Here is a 24,500-nt window from a genome sequence, read left to right on the forward strand (position 1 = left end):
TTATGTACATTAATTTTAATCAAAAAATTAGAGAGGTAAAAGAGTTCTCTTCTGAAATAGCACAGTTCTATTTTGAATACCCTGATAATGGGATTCTATTTGATGTAAAAACGTCTTTAGGGGAATTTAAAAAAATCAATTTTTTTGTAGGGACAAACAATTCCGGAAAAAGTAGATTTCTAAGAGGTTTATTAAAAGTAGATAACAGGAATATTCTTCTCCGAAAAGATAAAGAAGTATTGATAAATTATATAAAATTATTTTATGAAAAAAACTTTCAGAAGAATCTTAATGATATCCTTGACGAATTAGAAAAGAGGGGATATAAACCTAATCTCTCTTATTGGGAACAGATAGAATCTTTCGTGAGAAAGTTAATACTCATTTGGGAAAATGAAAATTATAAAGATATATATGAAAATTATAAAGAGGATTTTGACAATATAAGAAAGTTGCAGGATGAACTTTATCGCTTAAAATATCAGTTTGATCTGGATGAATGGAGAATTACTCAAAATGTTCTTGATGGCTGTAATTTGTTGATGAAAATTGAGAATATAATTAAAACAACAGAGCTATTACAAACAACGGATAAATTTTACATTCCCATTTTAAGAAGTTTAACAAAAAATGACAATTTGCGTGATGATACTTTTGAAGCAATTTTAAAAGTGAATTATGCTATTAATAGTGGCGCTTTTACTGGACTAAATTTGCATGATTCTATAAGGGAAAAGAAAGCATCAAAAAAAGATATTAGAAGTGAGGTAAGGGAATTTGAGAAATTTTTAGCTAAAAATTTCTTTGAAAATAAAGAAGTTGAAATAACATCTACAATGGGTAATGAAAAAGCCATATTGTTTTCTGTTGATAATGAAGAATTTCCAATATATGATCTTGGAGATGGTATACAAATGTTGATATTGTTGTTGTTCCCAATTTTTACAGCTAAAAAAAATACTTGGGTTTTTATAGAAGAACCAGAAATGAATTTGCATCCGGGATTGCAAAGAGTTTTTATTGAGGCATTATTGAATGATGAGTATTTAAAAAGTAAAAGTTTGCGATATTTTTTTACAACTCACTCGAATCATTTTTTAGATTTATCAATAGAGCATGATGAGATTGCTATTTTTCAATTTGAAAAACTTGAACCAGGAAAATTTTTTATAAAGAATAATATTAAACCGAATAAAGACACTCTAAATTTATTGGGTGTTAATACTTCTTCAGTTTTTTTAGCCAATACCTCTATTTGGATTGAAGGACCAACAGATAGGAGGTATATGTCTAGGTATTTAAAAATGTATTGTGAAGAAGAGAAACTTTCTTATTTAAAAGAAGATATTGATTATGCCTTTTTTGAATATGGAGGTAATCTAATTGAGCATTACTTATTTGATGATAAATTTGAAGAAGACTATTCTGATGGCGAGGTAAGAGAAAAAATAAAGTCTTTTGCGTTGTCAAATAAAATTTATTTGATGGCTGATAATGATAATGTAAAGGATGGATCTGCGAAAGCAAGTAGAAGGGATAAGTTAGAAAAATTACAAGCAGATCATTTTAAGTATCAAAACACACAAGTGGTAGAAATAGAAAATCTATTGCCTGTTTTTATATTGAAAGACTTTTTAAAAACCTTAGTAAAAAAGGATTCTGAAAAGGTTGGAACGATTGAGTTTGAAAAAGCCAATTATAAGAAGGAAAGATTAGGGGAATTTTTTTATGAGTTGTTAATTAATAACGGATTTCTAGAAAAAGATATTTATAAGTTTAAAGCGCCATCAGGAACATTAAAGAATGAGTATAAAATCAAGTTGTGTGATTTTGTAACGAATAGAAATGATTTTACATTCAATGATTTTGTTGAGGAAAATGAAATTTTAAAAGAGATAGTATTAGGACTATATCAATTTATAAAACAAAAGTAAATTTAGCGATATGACACATCAGGTACGTACCAAATGGTTGGGGAAAATGCAATTTGAATCGACAAATCCCAGTGGTGATTTAATGACGATTGATGCCGGACCGGAAAATGGAGGAGAAGGAAAAGGACTGCGTCCAAAAGCATTGATGTTGTCGGCATTGGCCGGTTGTACCGGATTGGATGTGGCGTCACTTATCGAAAAAATGAAATTGGAAGTGGCCGATTTTACGATCGAAACGGAAGGGGAATTAACGGAAGAACACCCAAAAACCTACCATACCGTTCGGGTAGATTACCATTTTTACGGCAATAATCTGGAACCGAAAAAACTGGAAAAAGCGGTCAACCTTTCTGTTGAAAAATACTGTGGCGTGATGGAAATGTTCCGTCAGTTTGCCAAAGTTGAAATTAAAATACATTATCACTCCCTATAAAATCTAACACCTGACAGGTTTTCAAAACCTGTCAGGTGTAACTCACAGATAGATTTATAAACCATACAAAATACCACTATGCGCTGGACTCTCAAACCCAATCCGAATCCCCATAAAACAAAGCAACTGGCTGCCGAATTGGGCGTGACGCCATTAATTGCTTCTTTATTGGTGCAACGCGGTGTGGAAACCTTTGAGGAAGCGAGAGCCTTTTTCCGTCCGGCATTCGAACATTTACACGATCCGTACCTGATGCAGGATATGGATAAAGCCGTGGCACGTATCGAAACCGCCATAGCAGCCGGAGAAAACATTTTGGTATTTGGCGATTATGATGTCGACGGTACTACGGCGGTGGCACTAATGAGTTCCTACCTTAGAAGCTATTATCCGAATGTAGCCACCTATATTCCCGACCGGTATGCCGAAGGGTATGGGGTTTCGTTTATGGGAATTGATTTTGCAGAAGACAACGGATTCACATTGATCATCGCACTGGATTGTGGAATCAAATCGATTGATAAGGTCGAATATGCCACCCAAAAAGGCATCGATTTTATTATCTGTGATCACCATCGTCCGGGAGATGAATTGCCGGAAGCCATTGCCGTACTGGATCCGAAACGACAGGATTGTAACTATCCGTATAAGGAATTATGCGGATGCGGTGTTGGTTTTAAACTAATACAAGCCTTGTCGGCCAAGCGCGGACAGCGTTTACTGGATCTGATTCCCTATCTGGATTTGGTAGCGACGGCGATAGCAGCGGATATTGTTCCGATTACCGGAGAAAACCGGGTTTTGGCCAAATTCGGATTGGAAGTAATCAATAAGAATCCGCGTCCTGGAATCAAAGCACTGATTAAAAATGTCAAAAAGCAGGAATTAACGATCACCGATGTGGTTTTTATTATCGCACCGCGTATTAATGCGGCCGGAAGAATCAAACACGGAAACCATGCCGTAGCCTTATTGACCGAATTTGATCTGAAACAGGCGGAAGAATTTGCCGGTCAGATCGAAACCTTTAATGCCGACCGAAAAGATCTGGACAAACAGATCACCAAAGAAGCCTTAAAACAGATTGAAACCAATGGCGAACAGGAACGATTTACAACAGTTGTTTATCAGGAAGACTGGCATAAAGGCGTTATCGGAATTGTAGCTTCCCGACTGACGGAAGTGTATTATCGTCCGACGCTGGTTTTTACCAAAAGTGGCGATAAACTGGCAGCTTCGGCGCGATCGGTTAAAGATTTCGATGTTTATAATGCCTTGGAAGCCTGTTCCGATTATCTGGAACAATTCGGAGGGCATATGTATGCGGCCGGATTGACGCTAAAAGAAAGCGATTTGGAATCGTTTAAACAACAATTTGAAAAAGTCGTAGCCAATACCATTACGCCTGATTTACTGGTACCGGAAATCAGTATCGATGCCGAAATCGATTTTTCGGATATTGACGATAAACTCATCCGTATCCTAAAACAGTTTGAACCGTTTGGCCCTGAAAATATGACACCGGTTTTTATCACCCGCAATCTGACCGATACCGGTTATGGTAAAGCAATTGGTCAGGATGAAGAACATTTGCGATTGTTTGTTAAACAACAATCCGATGAACAAGGATATGCGGCGATTGGTTTTGGTCTGGCCAAAAAAATCGGACTTACACACAATCGAAAACACTTCGATGCGGTTTTTTCAATCGATGAAAACGAATGGAATGGCACTGTAAGTGTACAACTTCGCTTACGGGATATTAAAGTATCTTAATTAACAATTTGTTGGGTTTTCCGAAGAAAGTATTTCTCTACTTTTAGTTTTTATAAAAAACAAGAAATGATTTCAACTGAAAATCCGTTACACGGAGTTCACTATTCTATACTGGATTTAGCGGTAGTTTCCCAGGGAGACACCTATTCCGACACCTTCCGAAAATGCCGGGAACTGGCTCAAAAAGTGGAAGCTTTAGGCTATTCGCGTTTTTGGTTATCCGAGCATCACAATATGCAACATGTGGCGAGTTCGGCTACTTCTGTTCTGATTGGTAATATTGCCGAACATACGCAAACCCTACGCATTGGTTCCGGAGGAATTATGTTGCCCAACCATTCACCACTTGCCGTAGCGGAGCAATTTGGAACGCTTAGCACTTTATATCCCGGACGTATCGACCTTGGATTGGGACGCGCACCCGGAACCGATGGTGCGACTGCGATGGCCTTACGCAAAAATAATTACGACCTGAATTATGATTTTGAAGCGCATATACAGGAACTACAACGCTATTTAAGTGCCGAAAACAGTACGGCAAACGTTAGGGCTTTTCCAGGCGAAGGCATCGATATCCCGTTATGGATTTTAGGGTCGAGTATGGAAAGCGCTATTCTGGCGGGCAAATTAGGACTGCCTTATGCTTTTGCGGCTCATTTTGCACCGGCGCAGTTTTACCGTGCCATCGAACTATACCGACACTATTTTATACCCTCCGATTATTTGTCGGAGCCCTATATTCTGGCTTGTGTAAATGTGGTTGCCGCGGATAATGATGATGAAGCCAACTATTTAGCTACTTCACTTTATCAGGCCTTTACCGGAATCATTACCAATACACGTCGCCCGTTAATGCCTCCGGTGGACGATATGGACGATGTTTGGACAGCCGATGTTATGGAAGCGGTGATGCAAATGACGGCTTTTACATTTGCGGGAAACAAGACTACTTTACAGGAACATTTTGCAGCATTTATACAGGCTACAAAAGTCGACGAGATCATGGCCATTTCACAGATTTTTGATCAGAAAGCCAACTTGCGATCGTTTGAAATATTGGCAGACGTCTTCCAGAAATAATTACGGATAGCCTTAATAAAAATGGTTTTTTGGAATGCCCTTATATTGGTAGGTCCCCGGTATAAGGGTTGGCTATCCTGAAAAATAAAATAAGTTTATTTAGAATGAATATAAATAATTTTTTATATTTGTTTAAAATTAAAGGTGATGCAACAGATAGAACAACTTTATCATAATGATTTCGGAGTAGCATTTTACTGGATTAAAGACCAGCAGACATTACGTCATAAAGTACAGTTGGTCTTTAAGGAAACCGGATTTTACCTAACCCGGGAACAGATACAGGAATTTTCGGAACTGATCGATTTATCGTGTGAGAGTAGCTGTTGTTCGGACTGTGAAATGCGTGGTCGTTGCCATAAGTTTTTATTAAAAACGCCTTTTGAAGCCCTGGATCTTGCGGTGACGCGAAAAGAAGTATACCAGATCAAAGACCTGGTAGAAGGAACACTTTTCCAGTTAGATCTCAATAGCTATCTGGATGAATTGTGTAAAAACTAAACACTTTTCAATACATAAGTCACAATTCCCCAGATGATCAAATCATTATCTTCCGTTACTTTTATCGGATTATAATCGGTATTTTCCGGGATGAGGTAGATACAATCCTTTTCGATTTTAATCCGTTTTACGGTAAATTCTCCATCGATATAACAAACGGCGATTTTATTATTTTTCGGTTCCAGACTACGGTCGATTACCAGAATATCGCCATCGTCGATACCGGCACCCGTCATTGAGTTTCCTTTGGCCCGGGCATAAAAAGTAGCTTCCTGATTTTTAACGACCACTTTATCCAGACTGATTTTAGTACCGTCGAAATCGGCGGCAGGTGAGGGAAATCCTGCTTTGATACCATCGGCAATAAAAGGCAGTTCCATTGAAGAATCGCCTTCGGGAATAAAAAATTTCAGGGGAGTTTTGTCTAGTGGCATTGTATTTCCAGTATGTCTTTAATGTCGGTTGTATAGTTTGGTGACAGATGCTGTTGTTTCATTTTCCAGGTTCGTTGCAAATCCTGGTTTCCCAATCGGATTTTTCGATCGCCCGTTTTTCGATGATAGTTGTCCATTACCTCCATTAATTTCTGATGTTTCGGATTTTCCTCTTCAAACAAATGCAATTGCTTTTGATCCTGCGGCATCAATTGGGTTACGATTACACCGGCTTTCAGATAGACCGCATTGGGTTCGTATAACTTTTCGAGTACGTCGATGGCTTTGTTGGTAATTGTAATATTCGAATTGCTGGCAAACGGCAGGTTTTCCATCTGACTGAAATAGTAGCGTTTTGTATGGGTCTGATGTTTATCTTTTACCAAAAGCACCACCACGCTATAACAACAGGATTTCTGTTTGCGTAGTTTTTCGGCACAAATGGAAGCAAAAGTGGCAATCCGTTCGCGTATTTCCCGATAATCGGACAGTTTTTTTTCGAAACTACGGGTAATGGCGATACTTTTTTTCGAATCCTGTTGTGTTTCGAGTTCGAGTACCGGATTTCCCAGTAGTTCACTACGCAATCGAAGACCAACAACCCCCATTTCCCGTCGGATCCAGGCTTCGTGTTCGGGTAGTGTAAAATCGTAGGCCGTGAGGATTCGCTGTGCTTTTACTTTTTTGATCAAACGATAACCGATACCCCAAACATCCTCAATTTTGGTCCACTTTAGGGCTTTAAGGCGTTTTTCCTCGTTGTCGATTATGTAGACACCACCGGTTCGTTCCTGAAATTTTTTAGCAATTTTATTGGCTACTTTGGACAGTGCTTTGGTTGGTGCCATGCCGACGCATATCGGAATACTCAGCCACTTTTGCACTCGTTTTTTGATCTGGATTCCGTAATCGTGGTAATCGGCTATTGCCATACCGTCGAAATTCAAAAAAGCCTCGTCGATACTGTATTCTTCGACATGAGGTGTGAATTGTCGGAGGATATTCATCACGCGGCCGCTAAGGTCGCCGTATAACGGATAATTGGACGAAAACACTTTAATACCGAGTTGCTTTAACTGGTCCCGTACCTGGAATTCCGGAGCACCCATCGGAATACCGAGCGCTTTGGCTTCTTCACTGCGCGAGATAATGCAACCGTCATTGTTGGATAAAATCACGACGGGTTTACCCACGTATTGCGGTTGAAATACCCGCTCGCAGGAGGCGTAAAAGTTGTTACAATCGACCAAAGCATACATGGTGTAAAATTACGATTTTGGTCGTTAGGGAGACAAAATGAGGCGTTAAAAGTTGTGGTTCTCGTTAGAGACTATTTTTAAGCGGATAAGCTCTTTCTTTAGATATGTGATAAATTTTTGAACGAAGATCGTGTCCTCCCAAAAATCTTCGAGATTAATCTCATATACGATCGCTTCCTGCTGATAGATAACGCATTCTAGTTGATCATATGCTAGATCAAAACAAAAAGAATAGTTGTTGTATGTAAACCGGAAGTGAATAGAATACACTTTTTTATCGGCATATTTTCCTCTTAGTCCTTTATAAAAATAATGATCGGTAGTCATATCTTTTATGTCGGATCTGATAAATATTTTGTCCAACTCTTTTAGGCAACTTACTTGTAGTTCCGAAGTTTGACTAGGGTCAATATCAGGAAGGATCGCTAACATTTCCATTTGCTTTGGTTTAAAATTAGAAGGTTGGTTTTATGGGAACGGCATTCGATCTAATAATTCCGGAATAGGGGATCGCCGTTTTTTCAATAAAGCCGACCTCCTGCATTTTTTTATAAAAAGGAGCCAAAAAATTCTTTTCTAATTGTAGTTCTATAAAAAATATGTAGTCCTCCTGATAAATGGAAAAGCCACTCTGACCTTCAAAAACTTCAATAAGGTGATGTCTGGATTTCACAGTAAATTCATTTAGATTAAAAACAAAATACAGTATTTTTTTCTCACCGGGATTTAATTCCATCAGATTATCTTTTAAGTAATTAAAGTCAAGAATCCAATTCTTATTCTCCTTAAAGCCCAACTTTCGGTATATTTTTATTATTTCGGCATTCTTATAATCTTCCATTTCGTATTGTTTAACGAGAAACGGTTCCTCCAGTGGCGTCGGTATATAAGAGGGCATGCTTACACCATTTTCCGGATAAACACCGGTTAGGCTGTTTTTCACGCGTATACCCAATAGAATTTGCTCCGCCGTTCCGATATCTGTTAAAATTTCTTTTTCTCCGGGTTCCCGTGCGTATGTGTTAAGTGAATTAGAATCGAGAGGGAATACATAAGTTTTATCGGACGGGTTGCTTATTTCGATTTCTAAAAGAAAAGTGCCTTTACCCGGAATTTCTTTGTTTAGAATTTGTATTTGGATAGCATTTTTGTTCTGTGCTTTTACCGAAATACAACTAATTGAAAATAAAAATAGGAGGATAATTTTTTGGAAGCGTGTCTTCATTTTAAAAAGATGGATCAAATTGATTGAAATTAGTTTTAAATATAAAAAATATGCAATTAATAGATAATAAATAGGAAGTAATTGAGTCGTCCTAAAATCTGTCAACCTATTTTTGGACGACTCAGTTCGAAATCGATCCCCTATATCACCCAAATAATCTTCATCTACCCGCAAGCCAAAGTCACCTGCTTGTATTATAGTTGTCATTTTTCCTTGATCCATTGCTATATTTTTAATGCAAACATCAATCCATCTGCAAGCACTTTACAGCATCCGTTTTTACAAAATATAGGGTTTTTGACTTAAATAGCCATTGATTTTTTTCAATTACAAATTTTGTAAAATCTTTTGGATAGGGCGCTATCACTTTCCAATCGGTGATGGTATCCTTATTTTTTATATAGCCTCTGTAATTACAATAAATTGATTTAATTCTTCCAGCAGAAGTTACCGTTCTTACTTCAACATGAGCATAAATAGAATCATTTTTAATGGTATAATTACCTAGATATTCTTCTTTATGTAATTTATTCCAATCTCGAATTCGTTTGTAATATTCACATGTAAATGGTTTATTTCCAAATGTTTCAACACCATCTATATAGATTTTTTTATTGCGCCCGAATATAACAAGGTAAAGAGAAGAATATAGCTCATGACTACTTTTACCAAAATAAATATCATTTTGTCTATTGATTATTGCTGTATCTAATGTATTGTAAAATCCATTAAACCTTATTTTTGATGTGTCAGATTTATGTGTTTCTATAAAAGAAACCGGTTTAATAGGAAAGGGAACTTTATAGGCAGATCCCATAGATACCAAAGACATTATCAAGATTATTTTTTTCATAGCTATGGACTTTAATAATATAAATAATTTGAATGATAGCTTCCGGATTAACGATATATTTGGGACTTTAATTTAAAATCAAAGCAATACAAGGCTAATGTCGGGCTCTTTTTTTCTTTTTTTGAATTGGAAAAAGATGCTCAATATTAATATCAACAGGAATATCGTCTTTAGGTAAAGGCTTAAAAACATATTTCTGGTAGAGACCTTCCTGAACTCTTTTGAAGAAACGTTTATTAGCTTTACTATTAAACTTCATATTAATTTTAGGAAATGGTTTCGCTAATTTCAGATAAAGAGTATCACCGGTTGGGTCAAAATATCCGGTATAGTTTGCAAGTTGTTGCCTATGATCCATTCCTGGTGCTAAAAAAGTAAACAGACCTTCCAGATGGATGGTGTCACCACTAAAGTAATATTTTCCATAATCAAATGTGGATTCCCTGTTTTTTGTTGGAGTGATTACAATAGAATTATAAGTTGAAAACGTATTTTGTATAAAATAGCCTTTCTTTAAAAAGAGTATGGGGTCTTCATAAACATATCTTTTAAATGATTCAATACCATCATTTCCTTTAATGGTGTCGTATAGACTATAGACACCGTTTAATCGAATTTTATTTGTATCTGATAAGTTTTTGATTCCAAGTATATAAGATTCCTTTTTTTTAGGTATACTTCCATAAAAAATAAGGAAACCGATAGTGAATAATACGATAAATACATGTTTCATTAGTACTATAAATAAGATGGATGATAGCTCCCGAAGTAAGAATACATTCGAGATTTTAATTTAGAATCGAAGCAATACAAGGTTAATGTCGGACTCTTTTTTTCTTCTTTTGAATTGGAAAAAGATGCTCAATATTAATATCAACAGGAATATCGTCTTTAGGTAAAGGTTTAAAAACATATTTCTGGTAGAGACCTTCCTGAATTCTTTTGAAGAAACGTTTATTAAATTTCTTATTGAAATTCATATCAATTTTAGGAAATGGTTTCGCTAATTTCAGATAAAGAGTATCACCGGTTGGGTCAAAATATCCGGTATAGTTTGCAGGGTATTGTCTTCTATCCATTCCTGCAGTTAAAAAAGTAAATAAACCTTTCAGATGGATGGTATCACCACTAAAACAATATGCTCCATGATTGAATATCCATTTCTTACTTTTTATTAAGGCTATTAAAATAGAATCATATGTTGAAAAATTAGTTTGTATAAAATAGCCTTCCTTTAAAAAAAGTATAGGTTTATCATAAACATATCTCTTAAATGATTCAATACTATCAACACCTTTAAAAGTGTCATATAAGCTATAGACACCGTTTAACCGGATGTTATGGGTATCTGAAAAGGTTTTCGTTTTTAGTGAACATGAACCCCGTTTTTTTGGGTTGTTTCCATAAAAAACGAGTACACCAACAGCGAATAATACGATAAATATATGTTTCATTAGTAATATAAATAAGATGGATGATAACTCCCGAAGTAAGAATACATTCGGGATTTTAAATTAAAATCATAAAAAAACGGGGTTGATACAGGACCTATACCTATTGTCCTTTTCAGACTACCTCTGTGTATCCAGTTCTGAATACCGTGGAGTCTTTTTTCACTGTTATGACCGGCAAAAAAGCTTTGTCCTTTGTTTATGACTCCCCCATATAAGGTTCCGGCTCTTAGATGATGCATCTTTTCATAAGTATAATTATAAGTTTCTGGACTGCCAGATCCTTGAATAGTTTCGCCTGTCATCATTTCGCCTGTCATCATACTACCTCCTATAGCTAGTGTAAAGGCATCGTTTATTTTATAAGTGGCTAATAAACCACCGGTTCTATAACGATCCCCTTTATCACCGATGTGAGGCAAATAATCTTCGTCTATACGAATCCCAAAATCACCAATTTGAAAATTAATGGCACCGACTCGTTGCGCCGTATTTCCGGAAAACGTAGTGCTGGACAGACCAATGCCATAGTTTGCATGGCCGTCATTGTAACCGGCAAAACCTCCAATGCCATAATAAGAGCTGGCACCAGCGGCTTCCCCTAATGAACTCATACCGGAATTATAACCGGCACTTATACTGCTACTCCAAACAAAATCACCGAATTTTCCACTAGCGTTTAAACTTCCTCCGGCAGTGAAGCCGCTACTGCCAAAACCGATCATCGGAGAGATACTAAGATTGAAATTAGCGGATTGATAAATTGGGATATTGGGTAAAAAACGATTTAGTTGATTCATTCCAGCCGCAAGGAAGGCTTGTCCCACTGTGGTAATGCCTCCACCACCCAGACAACCTCCTGCAGCTCCCATACCTGCAGACATGGCAATTTGACCAAAGTTCATTTTTCCATCATGAACCAATAAATCGACTCCTACGTTTACTGCAGCAAAGATTACAGGGACAAACCAAACAATTTCCCCACTTGGATCGGTAAATTTTAGGGGATTATTCCAACAATAACCATAACGGTTATAGTTTTGGGTATTATAGGGATCCTGAACATAATTATCGGGCGACAGGAATCGGTGGAGTTTCGGGTCGTATATCCGTCCGTTCATATTGATAATCCCGACGCTTTGCAGGTGTTCGTGCCCGGTATAACCGCGATCCAACAGGGTTAATCCGGCCAGATTGTGATTCTGCCCATCCTGAACTTGTAACAGTTTTCCCCAGGGATCAAAAAGCCGTTTTTCGACAAAATTCCCGCTTTGGTTGGAGATGGCAACAATAGTTCCCTGATAATCCCGATGGAGGTAAAGGTATTCACTTGATGTCCCTTTGTCTTTAAAAACCACCGGAGCAGTATAGGCATTACCACCTACAAAAAATACAAAAGTAGCTTCGCGAGTTTGCTGGTTCGTGGTAATCTCCATCGAACCGTCGCCGGCATAATCTTTACGGAAAGGCTGTTGTTCGGGATCTTTCAATCCACCGTAATACATGGCATTTCGAAAATGATCGGATGTATAGGAAAAGGCTATTTTTTCGACTCCGGTTTCGGTAATAGTTGTTGGTTTTTGGGTGATACCGTATTTAACGTCCAACTGTCGTAAATCGGTTTTCGGATTATCAGTTTTACGAATTCGAATGTCATCAAACCAGACATTTCCACCACCATTATTGTCGATCCGGATGTTTAGTTTTTTAATGTTAGAAGGAACGTATACGGTTCGCTCCAGATATACCCATTGATTGGTGGTTTCGGTATACTTATCGGCAACGATAGTATAATATCCGGTTTCGGTTTCGGAGTTCATAAACAGAAAAATCTGCGATGAGGGTCCGTCACTATATACCCATCCGGAAAAGGTATAATAGGAGCCACTTGAATTATCAATCGGAATCCAACGATCGGAATGTAATGTTTTATCGGAGTCGGTTGGATTATGAATTTTTAGCGAATATTTTCCGGATTTGGCTTTGGAATCGTCGTAAGTCGGTTTGCCGAAGATACCCCATCCGAGTCCCAGATCATACCATCCCTTTTGTTCTTCCATCCCGTCATTAAAAATCCCTTCCCGGTTTTGATAGTAGGAAGCGTCCTCTATGTTCAGGTCAATGGACGTGTTTTGATAGACTTTATTGGCATCGGTATAGTTATACTGACCTAAATTATTTTCGGTAATACGACCACGGTCGTCATAGTGTTGTTTTTCGACAAGCTGTTTTTCAGCCAATAGATCATCGATATAGAAAGCTGTAGTCGTACCGATATCGTTACCGGTTCCGTCCTTCTCGATGTTTAACGTAATGTAAGGATAGTTCGAAACGGTATGCTCAAATTCAATAAAACCGTTTTGGGCGTAACCTTTAACCGATTCGCTTCGTAATCGACTGGTTGGATCGTATTCGGCAATTAAAACGCGTACTTTATGAGTGTTACCTTTGTCTACTTTAACTTTAACGAATAATTTATCACCAACTTTTGCCCGTGTTAAAAGTACTTTCTTAACCCCGGCATAAGCTCGTGTTGCGGTTACTTTTAGCTGGCCGTTCTCATTTATTGCATTGGCTCCGTGTTGTGTTTCGAATTCACCGGTTCCCGAACGAAAATCGTCACTGTGAAGGGTTATGGTTTCATTATTCCATTGAACCAGTCGCTCGAGCGTATCGTACTGAAAAGTAGCCGTATGGTTTACTAAGTTGTTTTTCCGCGAGGTAAGATTCCCGGTTTGGGTATCGAATTGTGTTATCAGATTAAGCATAGGCCGTCCAGCGGAGGTATTTCGGTTTGGATGATAGGTGTCGGATTTCAGGAGATAACCATAATCATCATACTGATTACTCAGATGTAATCCATTCCCAAAAACGCCCTTTGTGAGCTGATCTCTCGCATTTACGGTATGTTCGGTCCATAAAACCTGACCGTTGCTATCGTCGGATATCTGATAGCGATAGCCAAAACGATACCCATACCGAAAGGTTTTCGAACTGTTTTTTCCACTGGTATTTTCGGTTGCCGTTTGTTTCTCTTTTGCAATCCTACCAAAGGCATCGTAGGTGAATTCTTTTACAAAAGTGGCATGAGGGGTTTGCTGAGTTACTTTCCTGATCCGCTTATAGTGATCATGTTCGTACAGTATTTCATCGGTTACTTTTCCGGTAGTGTATTCTTCCCGGATAGTACTGTTTAAAGTATGATCGGTATTATAATAATATCGGGAGTAAAAAGAAGTACCGTTTTTAGGTTCTTCTTCGGTTAGCGTTAGCCTGCCAAAATCGTCGATAAAATTTTTTACGATTCCTTTAGGCGTGGTGGTAGTACGGACTTCCCCAAAAGGATAATAGGTATAGCGATATTCCCCGGCCGAAGGATCGGAAAGTCTTGACTTTCGTCCCCAATTGTCGTATTGGGTTGTAATCGTAGTCCCCTGAAAATCCGACTCTGTTACGGCTCCGCCAGCGTTATATTTATAGGTAACGGTACCACCGTTGTCGGTAGCGCTCATGGTATGTCCGTTGGCATTTTGAGTCGTGCTACTGGTTTTGTTTCCGTCGGAAGTAGTTACCGTTAGTCCGCTATAGGAAATACGGTTGGTTTTCCCGGTAGGTAATATGGTTTCGACTAAGCGATTATAGTCATCATAGGTATAGGAAGTCCATAAGGAAGGAGTGTCAACAAAAGGGTCGCTTTCCTTTACTTTTCGTCCCAGGAAATCGTATTGTATAGCGGTATAGCTCCATTGCCCATCGGATAATTTTATTCCTTTTTTGAGTTCTTGTCCCAGTGCATTGGACTGACTGATGGTACTGCCGCCATCGGCATCTAACTGTTGGGAGATATAGGATTGCTGATTTTTAGTATAGGTATAGTAGGTACTTTTTCCAAGATAGTTGGTTACCTGAACCGGTTTTCCCCAATTGTCATAACGGGTAGTTGTGGTTAGCTGATCCGGATTGGTTTGGGTAAGCAGGGTTCCATATAAGGGATGATAGGTATATTGGGTTGTTTGTCCGGTTATGGCTTTACTGGCGAGAACAAACCTTCCGGAGGGATCGTAGGTATATTCGGTAACTCGTGGCGACGTTGGAATTTCGGATCCCGGGGTACTAAGGGTCTTTTTCAGGATATTACCATAGGGATCATATTCGAAAGCCTCGGTGAGATAATAGCTCTCGACCAAAGGTTTTTTCCGGAGGGTAAGCAAAGTTCCGTTGGAATTGTAAGTATAAAGCGTTTCGGTGCTTTGTGAATCATCATATGCATTTGTCCGGGTAATGGTTTTTATTGGCCGACCTATATAATAGCTGTTTCCGACACCGTTTGGATTATTTTGGTATTCGGTTTCGGTGGTTGTTTCACCTTGTAAGGTCGAACCTGAAAAATGCCGTGTTCGCACGATTTCCGGTAAATAGAATACCGGCTGGTACTGATAGTCTTTTACCGATTTCACCGAAGTGAGATGATCGGTTGTGGTTTGCCGGGTAAGCAAAGGCGTATAGACTTTATTATTTGTGGTGATCGCATATTGGTTAGTCATACTACTGATCACATTCTCCGGGATATTGGATCCGGAGGCAAACGAAAAAGCGGCTCCGGAGCGTTGTAGCTGTGTATAGGTATTGATCAGTAATCCTCTTTTGGTTGGATCGTTCTGCATAACATTCCATATTCTGGAATTGGAAGGCTTTTGATACCAACTACTTCGGGCGGTTTTAGTAAATCCTAAAGCGCCAAGCCCGGTCATATTCACAGTATATCCATGATATCGGAAATCCTGATGACGGGTTACTTCACCGGTAGTCTGGGTTAATCGGGACACGGCCCAGAAAAAAGGCAATCGTTTGATTTCGATATTGGGATAGCGGACACTATTGGAAGAGGAATAGAACTCATCCGGATTTCCATAACCGGAATTATTTTCTGATGGTTCTAATGGCTGATAGTTGATTTCATGGATCAAAGCACCATTGGCAGTGGTTACTTTTTTAAGCAGATTGTCTTTTGCAACATCTTTGGTAAAATTGATATAAGTAACCTGATTGTAATGGTTTCGAACCATAAGGATTTCTTTGTTTATTCCTTGTCGGTATGTTGATACAATTGGAATAACCATATCCGGGGAATCACTGTGATGATCACAGGAAATGTAGAATTTACCCTGACATGGTGTTTCATAGTCGGGTGTAAAGCCACTGGCGCCTGTTTTTCCGATATTGTTGACAAAAGAGGTGATTTTCCAGTTGGTATTGTAATCGTTAATGGTCCATTTGGGCGCGTATTTATTGAGCCAGATCCGAACCAGATCCGATTTTCCATCACCGTTAGTATCCAAAGCGTAATAATTACTGTATTGTATACCATCTTTAAAATGCATGCCGGAATGCTGCCAGTAGTCGACAATACGGAAGGTTTCCATGGTGAAAAAGGAAGTGTGATCGGGTTTTGGATTGCTATAATAAATATCCCACCAATCATTGGCTTCGTTATACTTTCCACTGGCTCTTGGCAACATGACATCGGTTTTGCCATCACCGTTAAAATCGCCAAAAAGGATTTGTTTGGTTTCGGAATAGGTACTTAAGGTTCCTTTTCCCAATAACTCCGGTTCTACCCATGGTGCGGCTGTGAGTTGTTTAAAACCGACCACTTTATAGGTTCCATTAGCATTGATAATAAAAATATCCGATTTTCCATCGCCGTTAAAGTCGCCCACATATCTTTTTTTTCCGATCAATAAATCCGGATTTGATAGAATAACGGCACCCGGTGTTGGACCGGCGGATAAAGAATTACCCGTTAGCTGACTGGATATAGTAGGGTTTAAGTCAACCCAGTAAAATTGGCCACATTCGTATTCGGTATACTTTCGTTTCTCACCAACCTTACATATTTTATATAGTAGTACTTCTGATATCCCATCTCCGTTAAAATCACCTTCGAGAAATGCATTTTTTGTCGAAGTACAGGATTCAATCGGATTAAAACAGGACAGATGTATCGGAAAATCAAAGCGTTTGGTGTAGGATAAATTGAGATTACCATTTTGAAGATTGTATACTTTAAAGCCTTCCCCTTCCGAAAACTTAACGATCGATTGAAAGGGATTTAATTTATTGACAGAAAGTGTAGTGGCGGTAAAGGTATCCTGTTTGTCAAAAACGATTGGAGAATTAACAGGTGTCTGGCCAGTGGTCCCGAGAAAATTGTTTGTGAAAATCTGATTTTCGGTGGTAAAATCAAGTCGGCCGTCGCCATCAAAATCACCGCTTAGCACGATTGAATCGAAATCGAGGTTATTATGATAGGTAGTCAGTAATTCCGATCCAGGACCAAGCGTTTGTGTATTTTGATATTCGAAGGTTACTGGATTAGCGGGTTCCAAAGCACCGTTAAACTCCTGAATTTGGGATACTTTTTCATATCCTAGTTTCGGATCGGCGATATGGGTAAACTCATATTTCCGAAAGAGTTGACCGTTGCTTTTGACCTCGATATAAGATAGCAGTGCTTCTTTTTCGAGTTTTTGCCCTCTGGCATAAGCCGACTCTGTTCGTTTTGCTTTTTTATAATGAAATTGAATACTGTTTAGTGGATTCAGACTATGAGTATTGCCGCTAAACCGTATTTCGCTAAGGCATAAACTTTTAGCAAAAGGCTTGGTATAGTGATTGGTAATCAAATTTCCAAGCGGATCTTCATACCGACAGATATAAAATGCTGAAAGATCAGTACTGTTATTGTCATAATTACCATACCAGGAACGCGACCCATCGGGTGCAGTCACTATAAAATAGAGTCCGAATCCGCTTCGTTGTAATTCGATTTTAAGGTTGGATTGGGTTTCGGTTTGATAAACAGAACCGATTTGCCAGTATTCACCGGAAACCACCAAAAGACGTTGCCCGTCGAGTGCGAGTTTATCGGTGCTGTCAAAATGAAGCCCTTGACGGGAACCGTCAATATCGGTGCGATTTGAAACACGTGTGATGGCCGAAATGGAACTGATATTCCATCCTTGTCCGGCGATTCCTCCAAACTGACCACTTTGGTAAACAAGATTGATCACCGGCCCGGTGTTTTTAAGACTCGGCGGCATCGCAATGGGCAAGGTGTAAGTCGCTTGTCCGGAATTGGTTATTTCCAGTTTTCCCTGAGTATCGTGAAATGGTTGTTGCTGTTGTGAAAATACAATAGCATACCACAAAAGCATTGTTAATTGTATGGCTCTTTTCATACCATAAGTATCTTGTTTATGGGGAGCGTATTACAAATTTTTAGATTTCGGAGCAGTTGGATTGATAGACTATTTTTTGATAATAGTATAGGCCTGTTTTTCACTGTTATTATAGAGAATAATCAGACTATACATCCCATTGGGATAATCGGAGAAAGGGATTTGAAATTTGGTTTGTTTTTCCAGATTTGAAAACGTCCGGATATGTTGCCCGTTTATAGCATAAAGTGTAATAGAAGCCAGCTGTTGATTGTCTACCAAAGTCCAGTCAAGATGCAATTCATTGGTAACCGGATTTGGATAATAGCGCAGCGTCGATTTTTCTGAAAGCGTTGTCAATTCTTCCGAAGCAACGCGATCGACCGTATGTTTGGGTTCACAACTGATACATTTCAATTCTCGGATATTCTGATTTCCGGCGGAATCATAAGAAAAATAAATCGTTTGCGCTTTGATGTCGGTAAAGTTGCATAAAAAACAACTCAGAAAAGTCAATAATGGTAGAATAGTAGCCTTCATAAAGTTTAGATTTAATTAGTTTACGGAGGAAGATTCTTAATTGAACTTGAAATTAGGACTAAAAAAACAAAAATTATAGAATAGGAAATATTTTGGGAGCCTTACGACTTTATTTGGCTCTTGAATCGCAACAAAAAAGACAGGAAATTTGCTACAACTATGACTGTAAGACGTATCAATAAAAAAAGTCACCAGTTTCCCGGTGACTTTTTTAGTTAGTATAAATGAATGTGTAATAAACTATAGTAAATCCATTAGAAAAGAAGGGAATAAACCGATCGCGATATTCAGCCCGATAGCCAATACAGCTACCACGTAATATTCGAACGGAACCGGTTTTTTAGTTTCATTCGGTTCTTTGGTGTACATCGCGCTGATTACTTTAAAATAGTAATATACGCTGATGATGGAGTTAATGATACCGGCGATAACCAAAATCAGGTAACCGGCCTGTAGTGTTTGATTAAGGATAAAGAATTTAGCGAAGAATCCGGAGAAAATCGGAATACCGGCCATCGATAATAAGGATGCCGATAAAACAGCAGCCATTAAAGGATTATTTTTTCCAAGTCCGTTAAAGAATGTGATGCTTTCATCGTCTTTATCGTTACATACGTAAAGGATTACAGCGAAAGCAGCGATACCGGCAAGGGTATAAGCCGTCGCATAGTAAAACAAACTTCCGGTAGCGTTCGACAGGTTTAAAAGTGCCATCAGCATAAAACCGGCATGTGAAATACCCGAAAAGGCCAACATTCTTTTGATATTGTTCTGACGTAATGCCATGATATTACCAACTGTCATCGAGAAGATCGAAATGATCACGATAACCGTTTCATAGGCAAAATTCATATTACCGTTCATAGCCATGTTTAGCTTAAAGAAAGTCGCCATAGCCACTACTTTTGCCAACGTACTCATCGTAGCGGTCGTTAGGGCAGGAGCACCTTCGTATACATCCGGAGCCCAGAAATGGAATGGAACCGCTGCAATTTTAAACAACATTCCCACGGTAATCATACATACCCCGATATAAAACCAGTCGCCTGTTGCAGCCGAATTGGATGCTTCGTAGATCATATTCATGTCGAATGAAGCGACAGCACCATAAATCAAAGCAATACCAAAAAGGATCACACCTGAGGCAAACGATCCCATCAGGAAGTATTTCATACCAGCCTCATTACTTTTCAGACTCAAAGGCTTACTTCCGGCAAGGATATATAATGAAATGGATAAAATCTCAAGACCTAAGAAAAACATCGCCAGGTTTCCGAACGATACCATTGCGACAGCTCCTAATAAAAGGAAAATTTTGATCGCGATAAAATCAGAAACTTTAGACGGACGATTTTTGTAAAAATGATGACTCAGCGTAACCAGAAAAAGAGTTAGCAGAATAAACAGACTTGAAAAAGCCACCGTAAAACGGTTTACTACAATCATATTGTTGTAGTAGCTTTCAGTTACGTTAAATTCAGTCACGGTCATACCCAATATCGCCAACAAACCGGCAACGGTTATTGGAATAATGGCTTTTCGTAAGTTAAAAATTTCAGCTAGCAGGCAAACAACCCCTAATACTGCAATTGCTATTATTGTACTCATTATGCTGGACTAAATTTATTTAATATGTACTAAAATATCTTGTATACTTGGCGTAATCAAATCGATAATTGGTTTTGGATACAATCCGAAGAACAATAGGAAACCGATGATTAGCACAAAAACAATTCCTTCATTAAAGCTCACATCTGCAAATGGTTTTGCATTTGTTTCTCCTAACATGGCCTGTTGGAACATACGCAACATATAGAATGCTCCCAGGATGATGGTTGTTCCACCTACGATGGCAAAGGCCAGATTGGTTTGGAACAAACTGTATAATACGGTAAACTCACCCACAAAGTTAAACGTCCCCGGTAAGGCAACCGATGCCAATACCAGAATCATAAACATCGACGCGAATTTTGGTGATTGCGAACGGATACCACCCATGTCGGCAATGGTACGGGTTTCGAAACGACGGTAAATGATTTCGGCAGCAAAGAACAAACCTACGATTACAAAACCGTGTGCGATCATTTGCAATACGGCACCGCGTAAACCGTCTAGTGTTAACGTATAACATCCGGCAGCGATTAATCCTACGTGCGCCAAAGACGAATACGCTAATAATTTCTTTAAATCACGTTGTTTTAAGGCTACAACCGAACCGTAAATAACACCTGCAATACTTAAACCAACAATGGTGTATAGTAATTCCTGAGCGGCATTCGGCGCGATTGGCAACTGCCAACGGATTACGGAATATAATCCCATTTTAAGCATGATACCGGATAAAAGCATGGTTCCAACAGTTGGTGCTTTCTGGTATACATTGGCCTGCCATGTGTGGAATGGGATGATTGGAATTTTGATCGCATAAGCAAAGAAAAAGGCCAGGAAAATCCAGAACTCTTCTGTAGACGATAATTCCAATGCGTATAATTTATCCAATTGGAAGCTTCCGGCTTTTTGGTACAGGTAGATAAACCCAACCAACATAAATAATGAACCGGCAAACGTATAGATAAAGAATTTGATTACTGCTTTTTTGCGTTCAGCGGCATCGCCATTCCCCCAAAGTAATGCGATAAAATAAATCGGGATTAACGAAAGTTCCCAGAAAATATAATATAAGAAACCGTCGGATGCCAGGAAAGTACCCGTCATCGCAAAAGCCATAAACATTACTAAAGCGTAGAAGTTTTTGGCGTTGTTAAAATTGTTTCCGAAAGAAGACAGGATGATTAAAGGCGTTAACACGGTAGTTAAAAGTACCATAGCTAAAGCCAGTCCGTCTGCTTTCAGTGAGAAAAGGATATTTGGGTTGGTCATCCAGACTGCTGAAAAACCGCAATCGATTCCCTGATTATATTGATTTAAAACCATAAGGGAAGCGCCAAAAGCAACTGCGCTAAAAAGCAAAGCTACTTTGGATGCCGCTTTATTTCCTGAAAAATAAGTGACAACCGCTCCGAGTAATAAGATTAAGAGTACTATTGTTACGTCCATTTTTAATAGATTATCGTAAAAAGAATAAATAAAACACTACCGAACAAAGTCCGAATACAAAGGCGAATAAATAAAAACCGATATTTCCGTTTTGTAATTTTTTACCTTGTAAAGCCAATCCGTCGGCAACCGCTCCGAATCCGAAGATAATTTGCGACAATCCAGTCTCAATATAATCCCTAAGGAATTTTGATAACGAATAAATTGGTTTTACAATTACGGCCATATAGGCTTCGTCCACATAGTATTTGTTGTATAACACTTTGGCAAAACCGGTGATCTGATCGTCTTCTGCCGGAACTTCTGCTTTTTTGATGTATTTGGAATAGGCAATCCCAATTCCGATAAGCGCTCCCACAACTGCAAAAGCCATTAACATATATTCGGTTGTACCCAAATGATGTGCTTCGTGCGGTGCATGTGCAAAAATCGGTTCCAGATAATGATTTAACCAGCTGTTGCCCGGAAGACTAATAGCACCACCAACTACTGATAATACGCCTAAAACCATTAATGGGAAGGTGATCAGCATCGGACTTTCGTGTAAATGATGTTTTTGTTCTTCGGTACCTCTGAATTCTTTAAAGAATGTCAGGTATAACAAACGGAACATATAGAAAGCAGTCATAATAGATGCTACTGCTGCGATTACCCATAATACTTTATTTTCGTGGAAGGCTACCATCAGGATTTCGTCTTTAGAGAAGAAACCGGCAAATGGCGGAATACCCGAAATCGCAAGGGTTGCTAACAGGAAGGTTAAGAAAGTAACTTTCATCGCGCCTTTTAATCCCCCCATTCTACGCATATCCTGTTCGCCGTGTAAGGCGTGGATAACCGAACCGGAACCAAGGAATAAACAAGCTTTAAAGAAAGCGTGTGTGATTACGTGGAATACGGCTACCTCATAAGCTCCCAAACCTAAAGCCAGGAACATTAATCCCAATTGGGAAACGGTAGAGTAGGCCAATACTTTTTTGATATCGTTTTGTACCAATCCGATAGAAGCGGCTACCAACGAAGTGATGGCTCCTACCACGGCAATGATATTCTGAACATCCGGTGTTAGGTCGAATAAGAAATTCAAACGGGTAATCATAAAGATACCGGCTGTTACCATCGTTGCAGCGTGAATTAAAGCCGAAACAGGAGTTGGTCCTGCCATCGCATCCGGTAACCAGGTATACAATGGAATTTGCGCACTTTTACCGGAAGCTCCGATAAATAAACACAACGTAGCGATACTCAACCAACCGGCTACTTCAGGATTTGATCCCGTTAATACCGCTTGTTTGATTACGTTAAAATCCAATGAATTGAATAAATATCCGATGATAAAGATTCCAATCAGGAAACCTAAATCCCCGATACGGTTCATGATAAATGCTTTTTTAGCAGCGTCGTTATATTCCTGGTTTTTATGCCAGAACCCGATTAACAGGTAGGAACATAATCCAACGCCTTCCCATCCGATAAACATGATTAATAAGTTGCTTCCCACTACCAAAGTGATCATAAAGAAAATAAACAAATTCAGGTAAGCGAAAAACTTATGGATGTTTTCATCGTCATGCATATAACTGATCGAGTAGATATGGATCAACGATCCGATACCGGTAACGAACAGCAACCATAACAGGGATAACTGATCTAATAGTATATCGAAATTAATGCTGAATTTTCCAAGCGAAATCCAGTCGAATAGATGCACATTAATGGGCTGTTTGCTTCCGCTTACTTGTGCGAAGAAGTAGCAGGAAACAAAGAAGGAAACCACAACGGCTAACGTTCCCAGAACACCGGAACCGGTTTTACCGAGTTGTTTTCCAAAAAATATATTAGATAAAAACCCGACAAAAGGGGCCAATAATAAGAGTAAAACTAAACTTGTCTCCATTAGGGATTATCCTTTTAAATTCTTTAAATTGTCAATATCAATCGATCCAAGGTTACGGAAAATCGAAACCAGAATCGCTAAACCTACGGCAACTTCGGCAGCGGCCACAGCCATCGAGAAAAACACGAATACTTGTCCGGAAGCATCCTGATGGAAGGTAGAAAACGCAACCAATAGCAAATTCACGGCATTTAACATGATCTCGATAGACATAAACATGATGATGGCATTTCTACGCAAAAGGATTCCAAAAACACCTATGCTGAATAGTAGAGCCGATAAATATAAGTAGGTTTCTACACCTATTTCTTTTAAAATATGTTCCATATCAATTTAGGCTTTTTCTTTTTCTTTTTTTGAAATTAATACCGCACCGATCATGGCTACCAATAGTAATACCGAAGCAAACTCGAACGGAACCATGTATTCGTTTAACAACACCTGACCTAATACTTTAATCGACTGGAAGTCGGTACCCGAATTGTAATAACTTTCTACAACCGGTTTGGTTTTTAGTAAAGCAGCCAATAATACCAACGCAACCAAACAGAAGGCAATGGTAGCGGCAATGATAATCAGTTTTGGTTTGTGTTTTTCGTGTTCTTTGTTCAGGTTCATCAACATGATGGTAAACAACATCAGGATCATGATGGCACCGGAATATACGATAACGTGCACAATCGCAAGGAACTGCGCATTTAGTAACAGGTAATGTCCTGCAATCGAAAAGAAACAGATAACCAGGTAAATCGCACTGTGGATCGGGTTTCTGCTAAAGATCGTAAGCAGTGCCGTACCTAGTGTAATGGTCGATAGTATATAAAATAAAACTTCAATCAT

At 38.8% G+C, this 24,500-nt stretch carries 19 protein-coding genes; 5 read left to right on the plus strand and 14 right to left on the minus strand.

Features of this window, described 5'->3' with window-relative positions:
• Positions 1-2: 2 nt before the first annotated feature.
• The 5 genes from AAFN64_RS01110 (at position 3) to AAFN64_RS01130 (ending at position 5,724) form a co-directional block, all read left to right on the plus strand.
• A complete protein-coding gene (locus AAFN64_RS01110; protein ID WP_347759010.1) occupies positions 3-1,934 on the plus strand; it encodes an AAA family ATPase in 1,932 nt (643 codons plus the stop codon).
• 10 nt (positions 1,935-1,944) lie between these two features.
• Positions 1,945-2,367: an OsmC family protein gene (locus AAFN64_RS01115; protein WP_300487762.1), complete on the plus strand. Its 423-nt coding sequence runs from the start codon at positions 1,945-1,947 to the stop codon at positions 2,365-2,367.
• A gap of 78 nt (positions 2,368-2,445) precedes the next feature.
• Positions 2,446-4,143: a single-stranded-DNA-specific exonuclease RecJ gene (recJ, locus tag AAFN64_RS01120; protein WP_347759011.1), complete on the plus strand. Its 1,698-nt coding sequence runs from the start codon at positions 2,446-2,448 to the stop codon at positions 4,141-4,143.
• A 66-nt stretch (positions 4,144-4,209) separates the two neighbouring features.
• Positions 4,210-5,223, plus strand: a complete 1,014-nt coding sequence (locus AAFN64_RS01125) for an LLM class flavin-dependent oxidoreductase (protein ID WP_347759012.1) — start codon at positions 4,210-4,212, stop codon at positions 5,221-5,223.
• 147 nt (positions 5,224-5,370) lie between these two features.
• On the plus strand, positions 5,371-5,724 hold the full coding sequence (locus tag AAFN64_RS01130; RefSeq protein WP_300487754.1) for a hypothetical protein: 354 nt from the start codon (positions 5,371-5,373) through the stop codon (positions 5,722-5,724).
• On the opposite strand, the gene umuD is transcribed toward AAFN64_RS01130, so the two are convergent.
• The 14 genes from umuD to AAFN64_RS01200 all read right to left on the minus strand — a co-directional run bounded on the left by umuD (position 5,721) and on the right by AAFN64_RS01200 (position 24,500).
• Complete coding sequence (umuD, locus tag AAFN64_RS01135; protein WP_300487751.1) at positions 5,721-6,158, minus strand: translesion error-prone DNA polymerase V autoproteolytic subunit; 438 nt, start codon at positions 6,156-6,158, stop codon at positions 5,721-5,723. The genes AAFN64_RS01130 and umuD overlap by 4 nt on opposite strands.
• On the minus strand, positions 6,149-7,417 hold the full coding sequence (locus AAFN64_RS01140) for a Y-family DNA polymerase (protein WP_347759013.1): 1,269 nt from the start codon (positions 7,415-7,417) through the stop codon (positions 6,149-6,151). Before AAFN64_RS01140 ends, umuD begins: the two co-directional genes overlap by 10 nt.
• Positions 7,418-7,462: 45 nt before the next feature.
• Positions 7,463-7,855, minus strand: coding sequence for a hypothetical protein (locus AAFN64_RS01145; protein WP_347759014.1), 393 nt, complete (start codon positions 7,853-7,855; stop codon positions 7,463-7,465).
• A 16-nt stretch (positions 7,856-7,871) separates the two neighbouring features.
• Complete coding sequence (locus AAFN64_RS01150) at positions 7,872-8,864, minus strand: hypothetical protein (protein ID WP_347759015.1); 993 nt, start codon at positions 8,862-8,864, stop codon at positions 7,872-7,874.
• Between the two features lie 22 nt (positions 8,865-8,886).
• Positions 8,887-9,495: a hypothetical protein gene (locus AAFN64_RS01155; protein WP_347759016.1), complete on the minus strand. Its 609-nt coding sequence runs from the start codon at positions 9,493-9,495 to the stop codon at positions 8,887-8,889.
• Positions 9,496-9,589: 94 nt separating this feature from the next.
• On the minus strand, positions 9,590-10,228 hold the full coding sequence (locus AAFN64_RS01160) for a hypothetical protein (protein WP_347759017.1): 639 nt from the start codon (positions 10,226-10,228) through the stop codon (positions 9,590-9,592).
• Positions 10,229-10,310: 82 nt separating this feature from the next.
• A complete protein-coding gene (locus AAFN64_RS01165) occupies positions 10,311-10,949 on the minus strand; it encodes a hypothetical protein (protein ID WP_347759018.1) in 639 nt (212 codons plus the stop codon).
• Complete coding sequence (locus AAFN64_RS01170; protein ID WP_347759019.1) at positions 10,949-18,187, minus strand: RHS repeat-associated core domain-containing protein; 7,239 nt, start codon at positions 18,185-18,187, stop codon at positions 10,949-10,951. Before AAFN64_RS01170 ends, AAFN64_RS01165 begins: the two co-directional genes overlap by 1 nt.
• A 69-nt stretch (positions 18,188-18,256) precedes the next feature.
• A complete protein-coding gene (locus tag AAFN64_RS01175) occupies positions 18,257-18,706 on the minus strand; it encodes a T9SS type A sorting domain-containing protein (protein ID WP_347759020.1) in 450 nt (149 codons plus the stop codon).
• Between the two features lie 240 nt (positions 18,707-18,946).
• Positions 18,947-20,314 carry an NADH-quinone oxidoreductase subunit N gene (locus AAFN64_RS01180; protein WP_347759021.1) on the minus strand — a complete coding sequence of 456 codons (1,368 nt, stop codon included), beginning with the start codon at positions 20,312-20,314 and terminating at the stop codon, positions 18,947-18,949.
• A 15-nt stretch (positions 20,315-20,329) separates the two neighbouring features.
• On the minus strand, positions 20,330-21,763 hold the full coding sequence (locus AAFN64_RS01185; RefSeq protein WP_347759022.1) for an NADH-quinone oxidoreductase subunit M: 1,434 nt from the start codon (positions 21,761-21,763) through the stop codon (positions 20,330-20,332).
• A gap of 10 nt (positions 21,764-21,773) precedes the next feature.
• On the minus strand, positions 21,774-23,660 hold the full coding sequence (nuoL, locus tag AAFN64_RS01190; RefSeq protein WP_300491719.1) for an NADH-quinone oxidoreductase subunit L: 1,887 nt from the start codon (positions 23,658-23,660) through the stop codon (positions 21,774-21,776).
• 6 nt (positions 23,661-23,666) lie between these two features.
• Positions 23,667-23,987, minus strand: coding sequence for an NADH-quinone oxidoreductase subunit NuoK (nuoK, locus tag AAFN64_RS01195; RefSeq protein WP_136403880.1), 321 nt, complete (start codon positions 23,985-23,987; stop codon positions 23,667-23,669).
• 6 nt (positions 23,988-23,993) lie between these two features.
• On the minus strand, positions 23,994-24,500 hold the full coding sequence (locus tag AAFN64_RS01200; protein WP_300491716.1) for an NADH-quinone oxidoreductase subunit J: 507 nt from the start codon (positions 24,498-24,500) through the stop codon (positions 23,994-23,996).

Source organism: Flavobacterium sp. CAU 1735, from assembly GCF_039888695.1.
Classification (GTDB): domain Bacteria; phylum Bacteroidota; class Bacteroidia; order Flavobacteriales; family Flavobacteriaceae; genus Flavobacterium.

Coding starts and splice junctions, on each gene's coding strand:
- AAFN64_RS01165 (WP_347759018.1), bottom strand. CDS start 10,949: ATGAAACATATATTTATCGTATTATTCGCTGTTGGTGTACTCGTTTTT.
- AAFN64_RS01175 (WP_347759020.1), bottom strand. CDS start 18,706: ATGAAGGCTACTATTCTACCATTATTGACTTTTCTGAGTTGTTTTTTA.
- AAFN64_RS01140 (WP_347759013.1), bottom strand. CDS start 7,417: ATGTATGCTTTGGTCGATTGTAACAACTTTTACGCCTCCTGCGAGCGG.
- AAFN64_RS01115 (WP_300487762.1), top strand. CDS start 1,945: ATGACACATCAGGTACGTACCAAATGGTTGGGGAAAATGCAATTTGAA.
- AAFN64_RS01160 (WP_347759017.1), bottom strand. CDS start 10,228: ATGAAACATGTATTTATCGTATTATTCACTATCGGTTTCCTTATTTTT.
- AAFN64_RS01180 (WP_347759021.1), bottom strand. CDS start 20,314: ATGAGTACAATAATAGCAATTGCAGTATTAGGGGTTGTTTGCCTGCTA.
- AAFN64_RS01145 (WP_347759014.1), bottom strand. CDS start 7,855: ATGGAAATGTTAGCGATCCTTCCTGATATTGACCCTAGTCAAACTTCG.
- nuoL (WP_300491719.1), bottom strand. CDS start 23,660: ATGGAGACAAGTTTAGTTTTACTCTTATTATTGGCCCCTTTTGTCGGG.
- AAFN64_RS01150 (WP_347759015.1), bottom strand. CDS start 8,864: ATGGATCAAGGAAAAATGACAACTATAATACAAGCAGGTGACTTTGGC.
- AAFN64_RS01170 (WP_347759019.1), bottom strand. CDS start 18,187: ATGAAAAGAGCCATACAATTAACAATGCTTTTGTGGTATGCTATTGTA.
- recJ (WP_347759011.1), top strand. CDS start 2,446: ATGCGCTGGACTCTCAAACCCAATCCGAATCCCCATAAAACAAAGCAA.
- AAFN64_RS01130 (WP_300487754.1), top strand. CDS start 5,371: ATGCAACAGATAGAACAACTTTATCATAATGATTTCGGAGTAGCATTT.
- AAFN64_RS01125 (WP_347759012.1), top strand. CDS start 4,210: ATGATTTCAACTGAAAATCCGTTACACGGAGTTCACTATTCTATACTG.
- nuoK (WP_136403880.1), bottom strand. CDS start 23,987: ATGGAACATATTTTAAAAGAAATAGGTGTAGAAACCTACTTATATTTA.
- AAFN64_RS01185 (WP_347759022.1), bottom strand. CDS start 21,763: ATGGACGTAACAATAGTACTCTTAATCTTATTACTCGGAGCGGTTGTC.
- AAFN64_RS01110 (WP_347759010.1), top strand. CDS start 3: ATGTACATTAATTTTAATCAAAAAATTAGAGAGGTAAAAGAGTTCTCT.
- AAFN64_RS01155 (WP_347759016.1), bottom strand. CDS start 9,495: ATGAAAAAAATAATCTTGATAATGTCTTTGGTATCTATGGGATCTGCC.
- umuD (WP_300487751.1), bottom strand. CDS start 6,158: ATGCCACTAGACAAAACTCCCCTGAAATTTTTTATTCCCGAAGGCGAT.
- AAFN64_RS01200 (WP_300491716.1), bottom strand. CDS start 24,500: ATGATTGAAGTTTTATTTTATATACTATCGACCATTACACTAGGTACG.